The sequence below is a fragment of the Paraclostridium sp. MRS3W1 genome (assembly GCF_032465715.1).
Taxonomy (GTDB): Bacteria; Bacillota; Clostridia; order Peptostreptococcales; family Peptostreptococcaceae; genus Paraclostridium; species Paraclostridium dentum.
On record NZ_JAWDJM010000103.1, the window covers coordinates 1 to 17,791 of the forward strand.

At 30.5% G+C, this 17,791-nt stretch carries 18 protein-coding genes; 1 reads left to right on the top strand and 17 read right to left on the bottom strand.

Features of this window, described 5'->3' with window-relative positions:
- Positions 1-178: 178 nt before the first annotated feature.
- The 8 genes from RWY47_RS08090 to RWY47_RS08125 all read right to left on the bottom strand — a co-directional run bounded on the left by RWY47_RS08090 (position 179) and on the right by RWY47_RS08125 (position 7,276).
- Complete coding sequence (locus RWY47_RS08090) at positions 179-547, bottom strand: YhbY family RNA-binding protein (RefSeq protein ID WP_021428595.1); 369 nt, start codon at positions 545-547, stop codon at positions 179-181.
- 30 nt (positions 548-577) lie between these two features.
- Positions 578-1,855: a GTPase ObgE gene (obgE, locus tag RWY47_RS08095; RefSeq protein ID WP_021428640.1), complete on the bottom strand. Its 1,278-nt coding sequence runs from the start codon at positions 1,853-1,855 to the stop codon at positions 578-580.
- Positions 1,856-1,984: 129 nt separating this feature from the next.
- Entirely contained in the window at positions 1,985-2,269 is a 285-nt protein-coding gene (rpmA, locus tag RWY47_RS08100) for a 50S ribosomal protein L27 (protein ID WP_021428632.1), read from the bottom strand.
- A 14-nt stretch (positions 2,270-2,283) separates the two neighbouring features.
- Positions 2,284-2,601 carry a ribosomal-processing cysteine protease Prp gene (locus RWY47_RS08105; RefSeq protein WP_025162085.1) on the bottom strand — a complete coding sequence of 106 codons (318 nt, stop codon included), beginning with the start codon at positions 2,599-2,601 and terminating at the stop codon, positions 2,284-2,286.
- Between the two features lie 11 nt (positions 2,602-2,612).
- Positions 2,613-2,924 carry a 50S ribosomal protein L21 gene (rplU, locus tag RWY47_RS08110; protein ID WP_021428602.1) on the bottom strand — a complete coding sequence of 104 codons (312 nt, stop codon included), beginning with the start codon at positions 2,922-2,924 and terminating at the stop codon, positions 2,613-2,615.
- 116 nt (positions 2,925-3,040) lie between these two features.
- On the bottom strand, positions 3,041-4,438 hold the full coding sequence (locus RWY47_RS08115; protein WP_142730504.1) for an Rne/Rng family ribonuclease: 1,398 nt from the start codon (positions 4,436-4,438) through the stop codon (positions 3,041-3,043).
- Positions 4,439-4,727: 289 nt separating this feature from the next.
- A complete protein-coding gene (locus RWY47_RS08120; protein WP_085282685.1) occupies positions 4,728-5,426 on the bottom strand; it encodes a TIGR03936 family radical SAM-associated protein in 699 nt (232 codons plus the stop codon).
- Positions 5,427-5,428: 2 nt separating this feature from the next.
- Positions 5,429-7,276 (bottom strand): TIGR03960 family B12-binding radical SAM protein, encoded by a 1,848-nt coding sequence (locus RWY47_RS08125; RefSeq protein WP_021428656.1) that lies wholly within the window; start codon positions 7,274-7,276, stop codon positions 5,429-5,431.
- Positions 7,277-7,548: 272 nt separating this feature from the next.
- On the opposite strand from RWY47_RS08125, the gene RWY47_RS08130 reads away from it, so the two are divergent.
- Positions 7,549-8,742, top strand: coding sequence for an FprA family A-type flavoprotein (locus tag RWY47_RS08130; protein WP_025162087.1), 1,194 nt, complete (start codon positions 7,549-7,551; stop codon positions 8,740-8,742).
- Positions 8,743-8,794: 52 nt separating this feature from the next.
- Here the strand turns inward: RWY47_RS08130 and mgsA are convergent, their stop codons facing one another.
- The 9 genes from mgsA to RWY47_RS08175 all read right to left on the bottom strand — a co-directional run bounded on the left by mgsA (position 8,795) and on the right by RWY47_RS08175 (position 17,785).
- Entirely contained in the window at positions 8,795-9,208 is a 414-nt protein-coding gene (mgsA, locus tag RWY47_RS08135; protein WP_025161253.1) for a methylglyoxal synthase, read from the bottom strand.
- Between the two features lie 17 nt (positions 9,209-9,225).
- Positions 9,226-10,344 (bottom strand): rod shape-determining protein RodA, encoded by a 1,119-nt coding sequence (rodA, locus tag RWY47_RS08140; protein WP_224170450.1) that lies wholly within the window; start codon positions 10,342-10,344, stop codon positions 9,226-9,228.
- 93 nt (positions 10,345-10,437) lie between these two features.
- Positions 10,438-10,722 carry a cell division topological specificity factor MinE gene (gene minE, locus RWY47_RS08145; RefSeq protein WP_021428631.1) on the bottom strand — a complete coding sequence of 95 codons (285 nt, stop codon included), beginning with the start codon at positions 10,720-10,722 and terminating at the stop codon, positions 10,438-10,440.
- A gap of 17 nt (positions 10,723-10,739) precedes the next feature.
- Positions 10,740-11,537: a septum site-determining protein MinD gene (gene minD, locus RWY47_RS08150; RefSeq protein WP_021428589.1), complete on the bottom strand. Its 798-nt coding sequence runs from the start codon at positions 11,535-11,537 to the stop codon at positions 10,740-10,742.
- Positions 11,538-11,560: 23 nt separating this feature from the next.
- Positions 11,561-12,238: a septum site-determining protein MinC gene (locus RWY47_RS08155; protein ID WP_021432045.1), complete on the bottom strand. Its 678-nt coding sequence runs from the start codon at positions 12,236-12,238 to the stop codon at positions 11,561-11,563.
- Between the two features lie 59 nt (positions 12,239-12,297).
- The gene (locus RWY47_RS08160; RefSeq protein WP_150842150.1) at positions 12,298-15,294 is read right to left on the bottom strand and encodes a penicillin-binding transpeptidase domain-containing protein; all 2,997 of its coding nucleotides are present in this window, start codon (positions 15,292-15,294) and stop codon (positions 12,298-12,300) included.
- Positions 15,295-15,304: 10 nt separating this feature from the next.
- Positions 15,305-15,793 carry a rod shape-determining protein MreD gene (gene mreD / locus RWY47_RS08165; RefSeq protein WP_035114608.1) on the bottom strand — a complete coding sequence of 163 codons (489 nt, stop codon included), beginning with the start codon at positions 15,791-15,793 and terminating at the stop codon, positions 15,305-15,307.
- A 15-nt stretch (positions 15,794-15,808) separates the two neighbouring features.
- The gene (gene mreC / locus RWY47_RS08170) at positions 15,809-16,693 is read right to left on the bottom strand and encodes a rod shape-determining protein MreC (RefSeq protein WP_150842149.1); all 885 of its coding nucleotides are present in this window, start codon (positions 16,691-16,693) and stop codon (positions 15,809-15,811) included.
- A gap of 18 nt (positions 16,694-16,711) precedes the next feature.
- Positions 16,712-17,785: a rod shape-determining protein gene (locus RWY47_RS08175; RefSeq protein ID WP_035114612.1), complete on the bottom strand. Its 1,074-nt coding sequence runs from the start codon at positions 17,783-17,785 to the stop codon at positions 16,712-16,714.
- Positions 17,786-17,791: the final 6 nt, after the last annotated feature.

Consider the following 17,791-nt stretch of genomic DNA (forward strand, 5'->3'; position numbering starts at 1 on the left):
ATAAAAAATTCGCTTCGCTCATGTCGCCAACGACTCCGTCCGTTGCTCAAAATGTCATTTTTTACTTTCACCAAAATATTTGTATAACTGCGTTGTATAAGTTATCCACAAACATTTGTTAAGTATAATTTCCTTAAGCGTAAAAAAAGATACCCAGTTAAATTGGGTATCTCATAAATTATCTTCTAGATTTTTTAGTTGGTCTTCCTTTTTTAGACACTGTATTATCAACTTTTTTAGCTTTCGCTTGCTCGTGTCCTGGGAATATTATCTTCGGATCTTCTTCATTTCTTTTATATATAGTAAACTTAAATCCTATAGCTTGAACAAATTCTGCTCTTATAGCTTCGCATATAGCATTTGCAGTTTCTTTAGCATCTAATCCAGCATTTTCTAATATAGAAACTTTAACTATTTCTCTAGCTTTTAACATATCTTCTAATTGATCTAAAAAGCTTTCTGTAACTCCTTCTTTACCTATTTGAGTTATAGGTTTTAAAGTGTTAGCAACAGATCTTAAGTATGCTCTTTGCTTACCTTTTAACATGTGTCCACCTCTTTACGTCTTTAATTAATTTTAATTATAGAATTCGAATTCTATATCGTATATCTTAACAGTATCTCCATCTTCTATGCCCATTTCTCTTAGTTTATCAAATACACCTTGAGATTCCATAGATTTTTGGAAGAACTGAACAGATTCCATATCTTCAAAGTTAACAGAGTACATTATTCTTCTTAAAGCTTTACCTGTAACAACATATACTCCATCTTCTATTTCAACTTCTAGTCCATCTTCAGTTTCTTGAACTAATTCTGGTCTATACATTTCTTCTTCAGTTACTAACTCAACGTCTTCAACTTCGTTTAATAATTGAGCAACGTAAGCTATAACATCATCAATTCCTTGTCTTGTTGCTGCAGACATCTTGAATACTTTATATCCTCTTGACTCTAATTCATTCTTAAAGTTTTCAAAGTTACTTTCATCTTCCATTATGTCTATTTTGTTAGCAACAACAACTTGAGGTCTAGTAGATAACTTTTCATTATATAACTTTAACTCATCATTTATTTTATCAAAATCTTCTAACGCATCTCTGCCTTCTATTCCTGATATATCAACTATATGGATTAATACCTTAGTTCTTTCAACGTGTCTTAAGAAATCATGACCTAATCCTATACCTTCTGCAGCACCTTCTATAAGTCCTGGTATATCAGCAAGTACAAAACTTTCGCCAAACTTAGTTTGTACAACTCCTAAATTTGGTGTTAAAGTTGTGAAATGATAGTTAGCTATTTTTGGTTTAGCTTTAGTTACTACTGATAAAAACGTTGATTTACCTACATTTGGGAATCCTAATAAACCAACATCAGCTATCATTTTTAACTCTAATATTATCCACTTTTCTTCTCCATCAGTTCCTGATTTAGCAAATGCAGGAGCCTGTCTTATTGCATTGGCGAAGTGTTGATTTCCTCTTCCACCTCTTCCACCTTTTGCAACTACTGCTTCATCGCCTTCTTCTTTTAAGTCAGCTATTATAAGACCTGTTGCTTCGTCTCTTATTATTGTTCCTGGAGGAACTAATAAAACTAAATCTTCACCGTTTTTACCAGCTTGTCTTTTTTTAGTTCCATCTCCACCAGCTTGTGCAGAATACTTAGTTTGATATTTAAAATCCATTAATGTTCTTAATCCTGAATCAACTTTAAATATTATACTAGCTCCACGACCTCCGTCTCCTCCGTCTGGTCCTCCTGCTGGAACGTATTTTTCTTTTCTAAAAGATACTGATCCGTTACCACCGTTTCCAGCTTTTACAAATATCCTAGCCTTATCTATAAACATATTAATTCACCTTCTTTTTTAAAGCTTTTTTATTTATATTTGCCACAATCTATAATATAAATTCTCTCCGAGCTATTTTAATCATTATATTTAAAAAAGGAGTGTATGAACACTCCTTTTTTTAGCGTATTACTCAGCAACTGGGTATACACTTACTTTTTTTCTTTTCTTGTCTTTTCTTTCGAATTTAACAGCACCGTCAACTAATGCGAATAAAGTGTCATCTCCACCTTTACCTACGTTAGTTCCTGGATGTATCTTAGTTCCTCTTTGTCTAACTATTATACTTCCAGCAGTTACAACTTGTCCATCGAATCTCTTAACACCTAATCTTTTAGAAACAGAATCTCTACCGTTCTTAGAAGATCCTACCCCTTTTTTAGATGCAAGTAATTGTAAGTTCATTTTTAACATTCTGGAGTCACCTCCTACTTTTTTAGAATTTTTATATTTTTTGGGTATTCCCTTTTAATTTCACTAATAGCTAATTGAAAATGTTGTAGTAACAATTGAGCTTTGTCTAGATATTCATCTTTAACAATGCATTCAATGTGACCTTCTTGGCCTATAACTTTATCAAATTCAATTTTCTGCAATTTACTTAAAGAATTTATAACTGATAATGCATTGGATGTAACCGCAGCACATACAATATCAGAACCAAGTTCTGCATAGTCAGCATGTCCATTAAGACAAAAACCTTTAAGCATGAAATCGTCGTTTTGATAATATTTAACTTTTATCATGGCAATTACAATTAAGCGTTTATTTTTTCAACTACTAACTTAGTGTAAGCTTGACGATGTCCGTTCTTTCTTCTGTAGTCTTTTTTAGCTTTATATTTGAAAACTATAACTTTCTTAGCTTTACCTTGCTCTACAACTTTAGCAGTTACAGATGCACCATCAACAGTTGGAGCTCCAACTACTAAGTTTCCATCTTTAGAACAAGCTAATACTTCGTTTAAAGTAACTACATCACCTTCGTTAGCGTTTAACTTCTCTACGAAGATTACATCACCTTCAGCAACTTTGTATTGCTTTCCTCCAGTTTTAACTATAGCGTACATAAATACACCTCCTCGGTCTCAAACTCGCCAATACAAGGTACTCATAAGAGATTTCCAAACCTTTATTGAGCGGCACTACATTTATAAATAATACTATAATTTATATAAACTGTCAACTAACTATTAAAAATAATATTCATATTTTCATGCTGAATTTCAGCTTTTTTATCTATATTTATTTTTACATTGTATTTCTTGCTTATATTATCTATTTTATCTTTATAATTTTTATCTATTTCGTCTGAAACATAAGGATTTAATTCTATTTTAACTTGTCTATACGAAGTATGTTCTTTTATTCTCATTACTTCCTTTTCTATTTCGTCTAAAATTCTATTAATCGACTTTATACTTTCTCCAGTTTTACATACAAAACATTGACTAAGATAGTAATTATCTATGGAATCTTTTTCTCTTCTTCTCGCAATTTCAACTAATCCAAGTTTTGTCATCCCCATAACATTTGTTTTTCTTCTATCTTTATCCGTTTCTTTGCTTAAAACTTCTAATAGATTTTTTTTGTATTCATTTTTTTGCATATCTATAAAATCTACAATAATTATTCCTGCTATATCTCTAATCCTTAGAAGTTTAGAAATTTCTATAGCTGCTTCTAAGTTAGTTTGATATATTGTTTCTTCTAAATTGGAATTCCCAGTAAATTTTCCTGTGTTAACATCTATTACTGTCAAAGCTTCAGTCTTATCTATTATTAAATATCCACCACTTTTTAGCCATACTTTTCTATTTAAGCATTTATCTATCTGAGATTGTACTGAATATAGGTCAAATACATCCTTATTATTTTCTAATAATAATTTATCTTTATAATTCTTATCTATATGTCCTAGTATGTTTTTTAGTTCTTCGTACTTATCATTATTATTCACAATAATTTTTAAAACACTGTCATTTACATTATCTTTTACATACTTAGATGCAAAATCAAGATCCTTATATAAAAGTTTAGGTCCTATGCCTAATTTATATTCTTTTAAAACTGTGTTGTATTTTTCTTTTAAATCAAATATATCTTGTTCAATTTCCTCTTTTGAACATCCAACCGCTTCAGTTCTTATAATCCCCGTAAACTCTTCATCCACACCTTGAACTATCTTTTTTAATCTAAATCTCTCTTTTTCTAATTTTATTTTATTTGATATAGTAAGTCTATCATTTGACGGTATATAAACTAAGTATCTTCCTGCAAAACTTATTTCAGTATTAAGTTTTGCACCTTTTGTCCCTATAGCTTCTTTATTTACTTGAACCAAAATATCTTGTCCACATTTAACCTCTTCATTTTTCTTCATGCTTAAATATGCAAGCTTATCACTTCCAATATCAACAAAATAAGCTTCTATACCTTTTAATGCCTTTTTTACAACACCTCTATAAATATTAGAAACACTTTTACTCGAATTACTCTCTATAAAAAGTTCACTTAACTTTCCATCTTCTAAAACAGCTACCTTTTGAGAATTAACCAATGACTCTATAACAATATTTTTCAAAAGCTCACTTCCTATCCTTTCCTTAATTCACCTTCATCGAATATCCACAATCTTTTCTTATATCTATTTTAATAAAATGCGAAGATTGTGATATGTGTGTTTGTGTAACACTTTACATGCAAATCATGTCGTGTGAAGTAAACACATTTACTATCCAAATGCGAAGAGTGTGCTATATGTGTTGACGTAACACTTTACGTGTAAAGCACGTCGTGTGAAGGAGACATATATAGCACACTCGAGCAACCCACTCTCGATATCAGAAAAGAGGTGGATATCCACCTCTTTTCTACATTGGAGTTACTAACTCTCCATCTTTAACTATATATAATTCTCTTCTTAATATATCTACATCTAATGGATCAATATCTAGTTCAAATACTTCTAACATTTTAGGTATAAATATATTAGTATTTAAATTTGCCTTAGATCCTGTAGCCATAGTTGATTCTAAAGTTATAACTCTATCTTCAACATCTATAACATCAAAATTCTTTATCATAGGTCTGATGTTAACTTCTACAGTTTTTCCTTTTTTATTTTTCTTACTTATTATAATTTCTTCTTTATTCATTAATTCTGCTACTTTAGTTTTTATAAACTCTTTAGATAGTTCTTTATCTACTTCTATCGTAAACATATATTCACCATATTCTATAGTAGATGCTAATGATGGAACTTCTTTAGTTATTTCCTTTGCATTTATAAACTTTATACCATCTGGCATAGCAGTATTTATTTTTTCCATAAATTCATCAGCACTTAAATCATCTTCTATTTCAACGTCTAGGTACTCCCCTTGACTTTCTGTACCAAGTGCTAGTGCATGTCCATAACTCATCTTAGGGTGTGGGTTAAATCCTTGAGAATATGATAATTGTATTTCAGCTCTTCTAAAAGCTCTTTGTAATAATCTTTGTAAATCAAGGTGAGATATATATATCATGTCATTTTCTTTTTTAAATTTACATCTTATTATTTTACTCATAATTAGCACATCCCCTTTCCTATAGTATGAGTGTTTATTCCACATCCATTACATTTATGTCTACAATCAACTGTTACTTTTTCTTGCTTTGATTGCTCATTTTCTCTAATTAAGAATTTTTTATTAACTCCAACATCTAAATGATCCCAAGGAAATACTTCTTCATAATCTCTTTCTCTATTTGCATAGAAAGCTATTTCAAGATTATTATTTTTCATTGCTTCTTCCCATATTTCTAGCTTAAAGTGTTCAGCCCATCCATCAAACTTAGCACCAGCTTTATACGCATCGTATATAACCTTACCTAGTTTTCTATCTCCTCTAGCAATAACTGCTTCCATTAAACTAGTTTTTGAATCATGATAGTTGTATTTTATATTTCCATTTTTTAATTTTTTAACTAAATGTCTTTGCTTTTCTCTAACTTGCTCTGTAGTATCTTGTCCATGCCATTGGAATGGTGTAAAAGGCTTAGGAACAAATGTTGACGTACTAACAGTTACTCCAAATGCTCTTCTTAATTTACCACCATTAACGTCTCTGTATATATCTATAACTTTATAAGCAAGATTTGCTATTCCATCTAAATCATCATATGTTTCAGTTGGAAGTCCTATCATAAAGTATAATTTTACACTATTCCATCCCATTTCAAATGCTTTTCTTGTAGCATTTTCTAGGTCTTCTTCTGTTACCCCTTTATTTATAACGTCTCTCATTCTTTGAGTTCCAGCTTCTGGAGCAAAAGTAAGTCCTGATTTTCTTACTTGTTGTATCTTCTCAGCTATTTCCATAGAGAAGTTATCTAATCTAAGAGAAGGTAAAGATATTCCTATATTTTTAGACGCATATTCTTCTACTAAGTAATCTGTAAGCTCTGATAAATTGCTGTAATCACTTGTACTTAATGAAGATAATGATATTTCATCATATCCAGTATTCTTAACTAATTTTTCTAATATTTCTTTTAATCTGTCTAAGCTCTTTTCTCTTATAGGTCTATATATCATACCAGCCTGACAGAATCTACATCCTCTTGTACATCCTCTAAATAATTCTAAAACTATTCTATCATGTACAGTATCTATAAATGGTACTATAAGTTTTTCTGGATACTCTACTAAATCCATATCTTTAATTATTCTTTTGTGAGGGTTTTGTGGTACTCCCTCTCTATTAGCTTTAACTTCTTTTATAGTATTATCTTCATTGTAAGATACATCATAGAACTTAGGTATATATACACCCTCTATGTTAGCTATATCTAATAAGAACTCATCTCTAGTAGTCTTATTTTTCTTCCATTCTTTATATCTATTAACTATTTCTAAGTTAACTTCTTCCCCTTCTCCTAAAACAACTATATCAACAAAGTCTGCCATAGGTTCTGGATTATAAGCACAAGGTCCTCCAACTAATATAAATGGATCATCTAACTTTCTATCTTTAGCAAGTATTTCAACTTTTGCTAAATCCATCATATTTAAAATGTTAGTGTATGATAATTCATATTGAAGTGTAAAAGCTAAAAAGTCAAAATTAGTTATAGCTTCTCTTGACTCTAGTGCAAATAAAGGAATATTATTTTCGCGCATTTTTTCTTCCATATCTACACTTGGAGCATATACTCTTTCACAAAATACATCTTCATCTCTATTTATAACGTCATATAATATATGACTACCTAAATGGCTCATTCCTACTTCATAAAGATCAGGGAAACAATGAGCATATCTTATAAGATTTTCATTTGTTGTATCTTTATGTATCGAATTTACTTCATTTCCTAAATATCTAGCAGGTTTTTCAACCTTTTTAAGAATCCTCTTCAAGTCTACTTTTTTATTCATAAAAATCCTCCGTAAGTTTATTTCAGTATATAAACATAAATATTATTATACACGATATACTAAGATGTATCAAAATATAATTACTTATATATTTGCAATTTGTAGTTTATTATATACAAAACTTTACTATTTTTTGTTAATATAGTATTGAGTGCAAAAGTTTTGAGAATTTTTCAAGTTTTTTGTATACAATATGTTTTAAAGTTTTATTAATGGGTATATTTTAAATATAATTACGTATTTTATTAATCACGGTTTAGGAGGATTTTTTTATGAAGGAAGCTTTTGAAATTAAAAAAGATATTTATTGGACTGGTGTTATAGATAAAGACTTAAAAATCTTTGACATCATAATGGAGACTGAATTTGGGACAACTTATAATGCTTATTTTATAGACGATGAAAAAAAAGTATTATTTGATACTGTAAAACCAAACTTTAAAGGTGAGTTTATCGAAAAATTATCATCTTTAACAAAAATAGAAGAATTAGATTATGTTGTTATACATCATACTGAGCCAGATCATGCTGGTAGTTTAAAATATATACTTGATATAAACCCAGATGTAGAAGTTATATGTACAAATGCAGCTAAAATGTACTTAGCTGAACAAGTTAACAGACCATTTAAGTGTCATGTTATAAAAGATGGAGAAACTTTAAACATAGGTAAAAGAACTTTAAAATTCATATCTGCACCATTCTTACACTGGGCAGACACAATGTTTACTTATATAGAAGAAGATAAAACATTACTTACTTGTGATGCTTTCGGATGCCACTTTGCAAGCGTAGATCCAGATGTAATAGATAGTGAAGATTACTTAAAATCAGCTAAACACTACTTTGATTGTATAGTTAAACCATTCTCTAAGCATGTTTTAAAAGCTGTAAATAAGGTTGTTGAGTTAGGATTAGATTTTGATACTATATTAACTTCTCATGGTCCTATATTAAGCAAAGACCCTATGGCTCAAGTAAAAAGATATGTAGAATGGTCAACTGAAACTGTTAATACAACTAATCAAGATCAAGTAGCTGTATTATACTTATCAGCTTATACTAATACAAAAGTAATGGCTGAAAAAATATATGAAGGTATAAAATCAACAGGTGAAGATGCTACTTTATACGATATAGAAAATATGGATTTAGCAGAACTTCATGATGTTATGGTAATGTCTAAAGGTATATTATTTGGTTCTCCAACAATAAATAGAACTATGGTTAAACCTATGTGGGATGCTTTCTCTCTAATAGATCCTATGGCTAACCAAGGTAAATTTGCTGGAGTATTCGGATCTTATGGATGGAGTGGTGAAGGTATAACTATGGCTGAGCTACTTGTTAAAAATATGGGATTCAAGATGCCTGTTGAAACACTTAAAAAGAAATTCTTCCCAAGTGATGAAACTTTACAAGAATGTTTTGATTTCGGTGTTAAGTTCGCTGAAGCAATTAAATAAATATATAAATAAAAAAGCTATCTCATTTGAGATAGCTTTTTTATTTATATATTTACATACGTTGAGTATTTGTCTTTCTAACTTCTCTCCAAGAAAGTTCCCCTCTATCTAATGCTTTAATAAATATTTCAGCTGAAGCAAGATTAGTAGCAATAGGTACATGGTAAACATCACAAAGTCTAATTAAAGCTTGTATATCTGGCTCATGAGCTTGCGCTGTCATTGGGTCTCTTAAAAATATTACTAAATCAATATCTTGAGAAACTACTAATGACCCTATTTGTTGATCTCCTCCAAGAGGTCCTGAAGCTAACCTTTTTATCTTTAACTTAGTTTCATCTTCTATTCTTTTTCCTGTAGTTCCTGTAGCATATAATCCATAATTACATAAAATAGATTCATATCCTATACAAAATCCAACCATAGTGTTTTTCATTTCATCATGTGCTATTAATGCTATATTCATACGTCACCCCTAATATATTAGAAATTTATTTTCTTTCTTCTCATACCTACATTTAGTACAAGCCCTAAGTTAGCTAAAGACGTCATAAGAGAGCTTCCTCCATAACTAACAAATGGTAATGTTACTCCTGTAACAGGTATTACAGCAACCGTCATCCCTATATTCTGTATAACTTGATAGGCAAACATGCTCGCTACCCCAATAACTATTAAGGTTCCATAAAAATCCTTGGCTTCTTTTGCAATAACAATCATCCTTATTAAGAATAATCCATACAGTAAAATTATTACAAACATTCCAATAAGCCCTAGTTCTTCACCTATAACAGCAAATATGAAGTCACTATCTTGAACTGGTAAGAAATCATTTTGATTTTGGGTTCCTTCATATAGCCCTTTACCTGCAGTTCCACCTGAACCTATAGCTATCATTGACTGCATAACTTGGTAGTTACCAGGTAAAGTAACATCCTCTGGGTGTAAGAAAGCATCTATTCTTATTCTTTGATGTGGTGCCATTACCATATACATAAGAGGCATAACTACAACTATCGCTATAAGACCTCTTTTAATAATTTTATCATTAAGTCCGGCAGTAAACAACATACCTCCTATTATACAACAAAATACTATAGCCGTTCCTAGGTCTGGCTGTACAAGTAAAAGTAATATTATAGGTGCAGCATATAATGCAAGAGGCACTATATCTTTTATTGTCTTTAATTTACCTTTCTTTTCTTCAACAATTTTTGCATAACTTAGTATAAAAGTTAATTTAACTAGCTCTGAAGTTTGGAAATCTAAAGGCCCTACATGTAGCCACGATCTAGCCCCTGCATTAGCCTTTCCTATTCCTGGTATCCATACTAATACTAATAGTATTACACTAACTATATATAATGCTTTGTAATATTTTCCTAAAAGGTTATAGTCAAATAATAATATTACAAATATAAGCCCCATACCAAGTAAGAATGCTATTCCTTGTTTAGTTATCTGAGCATAATTTCCTGTAGTAGTTGCATGAGTTGCACTACTTAATATAACAAGCCCAAAACCAAATATACAAATAACTACCGCAATTAGCTTCCAATCAAGCTCTTTCATTAATTTAAACATTGATCTAAAATCAAACATGTTATCACCATCTTTCTTATTTGTGACAATACCTACGCAGTATCATTTATGTTAATGCAAAAAGGGGTTTGCTAATACGCTCCCCCCATTTTTCTATCTACTTCTTTCTTTTATATTCTTTAATGGTATGTTAGCAACTAATGCTGATATAGGACCATCTTCTTCATCACTTCTAGATTTAGCCATTTTTATTTCTAATCCGTCTTCTTCTATCTCAGCATAATTTGCAATAACTTTAAGTATATCTGACTTAATAAGGTCTAGAAGCTGTGGAGAACAGTCTATTCTATCATGCACTAAAACTAGTTTAAGCCTTTCTTTTGCTACATTTTTACTAGTTTTAGATTCATTAGAAAACATCTTAAATAAATCTAACATGAATTTATCCCCCTTCACTACTTAGCCATTCCAAACATCTTCTTAATTTTAGTTAGTATATTAGTTTCTTCTTCTACTTGCATAAGAGGTATATCTTCTCCCAAGATTCTCTTTGCAATATTTTTATATGCTTGTCCTGCATTAGATCTTGAATCTAATATTGCAGGCTCACCTTTGTTAGTAGAAACTATTATAGTTTCATCATCAGGAACTAATCCAATTAAGTCTATAGCAAGAATTTCAACTATATCTTGTTTATCCATCATATCTCCACGCTTAACCATTTCATTTCTAATTCTATTTATAACTAAGCGTATGTCTTTAACTTCATTTGCTTCTAAAAGTCCTATTATTCTATCTGCATCTCTAACCGCAGATATTTCAGGATTAGTTACAACTATAGCCCTATCTGCTCCAGCTATAGCATTTTTAAATCCTTGTTCTATTCCTGCTGGACAATCTATGATTATAAAATCAAATGACTCTCTTAACTTATCGCATAAGTCTTTCATTTGTTCTATAGATAGAGCATTTTTATCTCTAGTTTGAGCTGCTGGAAGTAAGTATAAATTATCAAATCTCTTATCTTTTATAAGAGCTTGCTTTAATCTACAAGTTCCCTCAACGACATCAACAATATCATACACTATTCTATTTTCAAGACCCATTACAACATCTAAATTTCTAAGGCCTATATCAGCATCAACTACAACCGTCTTTTTATTTTCTAAACTTAAAGCAGTTCCTAAGTTTGCAGTTGTTGTAGTTTTTCCAACTCCACCTTTTCCTGATGTTATAACTATAACTTCACTCATAATACTACCCCCTCCTACATTAACTATCTATTTATTTTTTTGGGTAAATAATTTTCTATAACTATTGTTTCATTATTTGTAAATGCTATTTCAGGATTTATATCATCACGCGGCGAATATTCTTCTTCAGGCGCTTCAGCTATATAGTTTGCTATCTTTAAAACCATAGGATTTAAATTATTAGCTACTATATAAGCATTTTTATTACCCTTTGACCCTGCATGTATAAATCCTTCAACTTTACCCATTACAACTACATTTCCATATGCAATGACTTTAGCTCCTGGACTTATATTGCCCATTACAACAGCACTTCCAGTAGCTATAACTTGACAACCTGGTTTCATATCACCCATTACAACCACATCGCCTTCGAACTCTACATTTTCTCCAGAGCGCATATTATTTACATACTTAGTATCATGATAAGCATATGGTATTTTAATTTCATCTTCTATAAACTCAATATCAAATCTTGAAGTTATATCTTCCTTTAATCGAAGTAATTCAACATCACTCAAATGATTATAATTTATAGAATAAATTTTAGCTCCATTGAAAAAACCTATAGATGTTTCTATTTTATCTATTATGCATTGTCTAATTTCTTCAAACGATGCCTTTCTTTTTACATTGATAACTATGCCTCTTTTATTTCCTTTAAATTCCACTAATTCCTCATTTGTTGCTTTAAAAGACATTTTATACCTCCAAAGCTATATCTCACTTTATATATTCTCCAATTTTTTTTCAAATCCTTCTATTTTTTTAACTGAGATGCAAAATTCATTGCATTACCATCTTGTTCTTTTGCAGCTTCCGCTTCTTTATTTGCTTTTTCTTCTTTATTTTTCTTTTCATCTATTAATCCGAAATATTGTCCCATAACTTCTCTCATAGGCGGTAGTGCAAGACTACTTGAATTACCTTTAGGTAAAACTGTTACAACAGCTATCTCAGGATCATTGGCTGGAGCAAAACCTACTGACCAAGCAAATGATGGATAATCTTGTTTATATGCATCTATTTGATCATCTGTTAATTTAGGATTTAATTCTTTTATTGCTTTTCTTAAGTATCTAGCTTTTGTAGCCTCACTATTGTCTGGAACAAATTCAGCTTCTGTCTTTGTATCTGTCTTTTCTTCTTTCTTACCAAATAAAGACTTACTTTCTTTTTCTTCTTTTTGTTTTTCAGCTTTTTGTTCTTTCTCAAACTCTACTTTAGCCTTTTCATTTGCTTCTTTTAAAAGTTTGTTTGCTTCTTTAACAGCTTCATCTTTAGATACTCCATATGATCCCATATGACTAATTAAGTAATCATATTCATTCTCTGTAGGTATCTTACCACTTCTTTCTGCTGTACCTGTTTTTACAGCTGTTTCAATAGGGAAATTAGCAAATACACTTTTTCCTCCACCTATTTTAGCAACTTGTTTCATACCTTGAGTTAAATCCTTTAAATTGTTAGGATCTTTAAAAGGTATTTTTTCAACTTTATTTGTATCTACCTTAACATCTTTAAAATCACTAGAAACAGTTTTATCAACTACAGAAGCTTCGACTAAGTTTCCTCCATTAGCTATTGCTGCAACGTATCTAGCTATTTGTGCTGGAGTATATGCATTTTCCCCTTGCCCTATAGCTAAGTTGAATGTATCTGCATCTGACCAGTTTCCAAAGTTAAAGTAGTTAAATTTAGCAAAGTCAGTAATTTCTGTTATTTTATCTTCTTTAACATGAAGCTTTTCAAGTCTCTTCATAATTTCATTTCTTGAAGGATTATCTTTAGTCCAGCTTACAATTTCATCAATTCTTTCATTGTACTCATCTGGATTTTTAGCTTTTGTTATATCTGTAAAAGCATCTCTCATTTTTTTGTCTAATTCTATTCTTAAAGAGTTTTCTGTGTTTCTAAGTTTATCTTCTTTATTTGGAACTTGTCCTTTACTTTCTCCTACTTCAGATTGAAGACCAGTATTATCATTTAATCCAAATAATTTTGCATATTCTAATATTTTCTCAGGTCCTGTATCTATGCCAAGACTTTTCTTTTCTTGCCAGTTATATCCAGTACCTACAGTATAGAAATAAATATTACAAGATTCTTGTATAGCTTTATATAAATTTGTATATCCATGGTTTGATCTACCGTGATGCCATACATAATCGGCAAACGGTCTATTTCCAAGATAAATTACACCAGGGTCATTTATAGCGTAATTTGGACTTAAACCACCTTCTAATGCTGCCATCCCTGTTATCATCTTAAATGTGGATCCTGGTTGGAATGCTCCATTTGTAACCAAGTTATTTAAAGGATTCGCCGATAAAACATCATTAGGATTTTTAGGTTGTAATTTTTCATATTCCTCAGATGATATTCCTGTTGCAAATAAATTTGGATCGTAATTAGGATAACTAGATGAAGCTAAAATGTCTCCAGTTTTAACATCAATTACTAGCATTGCTCCAGAGTCTAAATATGGAGCTGTTTTCCCTGCTGTACTATAGTTTCCAAATACACTTGTAAATGTTCCACCAGATCTTGCTGCTTTTATTATTTTTTCTAATGAATCATCAGATACCTTTTGTAAATCTTTATCTATACTAAGATATACAGTATCTCCAGATTTTGGTTCTTTTACATCTAACTCTTTACTTACTCTCCCAACAGAGTCAACCTCAACCTTTTTGTATCCATCTTCACCTTTTAACTTATCTTCATAATATCTTTCAATACCTGTTTTTCCTACTATATCGCTTTTGCTATATCTTGTATCTCCAGATTCTTGCTTTTTAGCAAGTTCATCCTCTGAAATTTTACCCATAGTCCCTAGAGTATGAGATGCTAAGTTCTTTTCAGGATAATCCCTAACTGGCTCTATAGCTACCGATACACCTGGGAATTCTATAGCTCTTTCTTCTATTTCAGATATAGTTTTTTCATTTACATCTTTTGCTATTGTTACAGGTTTATATTGAACAAACCCTTGAGATTTAAGTGCATCTCTAACAATCATAATTTTCCTAGCATCTGTATTAGATAAGCTACCAGGTATTTCATAATATTTTCTGATTTCTTTGAATGCATTTTTTGCATTAATATTTATATTGTCTATCTTGTATGCTTTTAACCAGTCTTCTTTGTTTCTTTGCTCCGTAAACTTCCAGTCTTTAACTAAAATTGGAGGATATATTCCTACAGAGTTTAATTTTTTTTGAATTTCAGCTGGTTCTAAATTTCTTACAGATGATTCTATTTTATTTTCCTTTATAGCTTTATCAACTATATAGTAAAAAGTCTCTTTAGCATTTAATTCCAACGGAACCTCATTTTCCAATTTATAATCTCTTATTTTCTTATCGAATGTATAGAAGTACTTTCCATTTTCTACATATATAGGAAATTCATCTATAAATTCCTCTTTATTTTTTTCTAATAAATTGATTAGCTCCAATGAAATTTCATTAGCTTTAGTTTTTCCATTTTTATCTTTTTTGTTAACTCCATCATTTGATATGTGAATTGTGAAAGAGTTTCTGTTAGAAGCTAATGTACGACCATATCTATCTTTTATTTCTCCTCGCGGAGCTTTTATCGGAATTTCTTTATATGTTTTATTACTAGCTAACTCATTATAATGCTCATGCTTAAATGTCGTCATGTATATAATTTTCGCAAGTATAATACAAAGAACTACAATAATTATATACTTTATTATATCAAGCCTATCAAATCTTTTATTTTCATCCATTTAATCACCACTAATCTTTTTTCAATTTAAGGATTGACCCCTTGAAAATATAATAAAAAATTAAGCTTCCTATACTATTTACAAGTGGCACTGTACATATCCCCTTAATGAAGATATGTAAAATATCATAAGTTTGGTATACTGTCCCTAAAAGAACTATATTTACAATAGAATCTATTAAACTTGTTATAAAAACTAATGCAAACACAGTTATATAGCTATTTTTGTATATCTTATCATTTAAGTTGCTTATTCCATATGCTACTACAGCTAAAATCAAAGCATTAACCCCAAATATACTGCCTAAAGCTATATCTTTTACAAACCCTAATAAAACAGCTATTGTAACAGCTTCTATATCATCTAAGTACAATGATATTATAGTAATATATATTAGAAGAAAGTTTACGCTAACTCCAAGTATATCAACATAATTAGTGATACTGCCCTCTACTATAACTATCAAAACACCAATAAGAAAAAGTAATATTCTTTTCATTTGTAGTTTCTCCTTCTAATTTATATTTCTTGGTTCGATAACTACAACATCATCAATGTTTTTGAAGTCAGCATATGGTTTTACTATTATATTTTTTAAACCTTTGTTCTTGTCATCAATAACTTTTTCCACTGTTCCAATAGGTATTGATTGTGGATATAGACCTAGTCCAGATGTCACAACAACATCTCCTGGAAGTACATCATATGAAGTTGAGAACATATAACCTTCTAATAAACCTTCTGCTTTATAATTTTTGTTTTCATTTGCTTCCTGACTTATTACACCTTTGCTTTTAGGATCTTTTAGTAATTGAAAGCTTACTGATGATTTTGTATCTAATAAAGAAATAGCTTTACTATAGTTATCAGAAACTTCGTAAACAACACCGACCAATCCATTTCCTCCAACTACAACACTATCTTTTTTAACTCCGTCATTCTTTCCTGCACCTATTATAAATGACTTATACCAGTTCCCGTCATTTTTACCTACTACTTGTGCACTTATCATATTTTTTTTGTATTTTTCATCTATAAAGTTTAGTGATTTTTTTAAACTTTGTAGAGATTGAGTACTTGATGATTCTTCTTTTAAATTAATTATTTCTTGTTTTAATTTTTCATTTTCTTTTTCTAACTTATCAACTTTATTTGCGTTTTCTTTAAATTTAAATATGTTACTTGTACCGTCTTTAATAAAAGTAAACCCTTTGTTTAAGTTGCTCTCAATTGCTGATATCGAACTTAATACAACGCCACTTCCTTTAATTCCACCTTTAGAGTATCTGCCTATTGATATTCCTACAATTCCAATTAAAGTGATAGCAACCCCTATAGTTGCTACCACTTTAACGTTATATTTTCTATTATTTTTTTTCTTATTATTATTTAGTTTCACCCTATCACCAACTTTAAATTATCTTCTACTGTTATTCATCATTAATACTTTTTCAAATATTTCTTGATCTTCTACAGATTTTCCAGTACCTAAGGCAACGCAGTCTAAAGGATTTTCAGCTATATGAACAGGCATTCCAGTTTGCTCTTTTACTAACTTGTCAAGCCCTCTAAGTAAAGCTCCACCTCCAGTTAGCATTATTCCGTTTTCCATTATATCTGAAGATAATTCTGGTGGAGTTTTTTCTAAAGTTGATTTAATAGCATCTACTATTGATGTTATAGGCTCTTTTAAAGCTTCTCTAACTTGAGATGATGATATGTGCTCAGTCTTAGGAAGTCCAGATATTAAATCTCTACCTCTTATTTGCATAGTTTCTTCTGAGTCATCTTTAAATGTTGATCCGATTTGTATTTTTACATCTTCTGCAGTTCTTTCACCTATCATTAGGTTGTACTCTTTCTTAACATAGCTAACTATAGACTCGTCAAACTCGTCTCCACCTATTCTTATAGATTTAGCAGTAACTATACCACCTAAAGATATTACAGCTATTTCTGTAGTACCTCCACCTATATCTACTACCATGTTTCCTTCTGGTTCTTCAACTCTAAGTCCAGCTCCTATTGCAGCTGCCATAGGCTCTTCTATAAGATATGCATCTCTTGCTCCTGCTTGTCTAGCAGCTTCTTCTATAGCTCTTTTTTCTACTTCTGTTACACCGAAAGGTACACAGATTGCTATCCTTGGGCTAACTACACCTTTGTTAGATGCTGCTTTTTTAATAAAGTAACTTAACATCGCTTGAGTAACATCAAAATCTGCTATAACTCCGTCTTTCATAGGTCTTATAGCTACTATATTTCCAGGTGTTCTACCTATCATTTTCTTAGCTTCTTCTCCTACTGCTAAAACAGATTTACTGTCATCTCTTATAGCTACAACAGATGGTTCTCTAACTACTATACCTTGTCCTTTTATATAAACTAATGTATTTGCTGTTCCTAAATCTATTCCCATGTCCTTAGACATTTTATTAAATCCAAATAAAGATTTGAATCCTTTTTTCTCTTTCTTTTCTTTCTTTGCCATAATTTC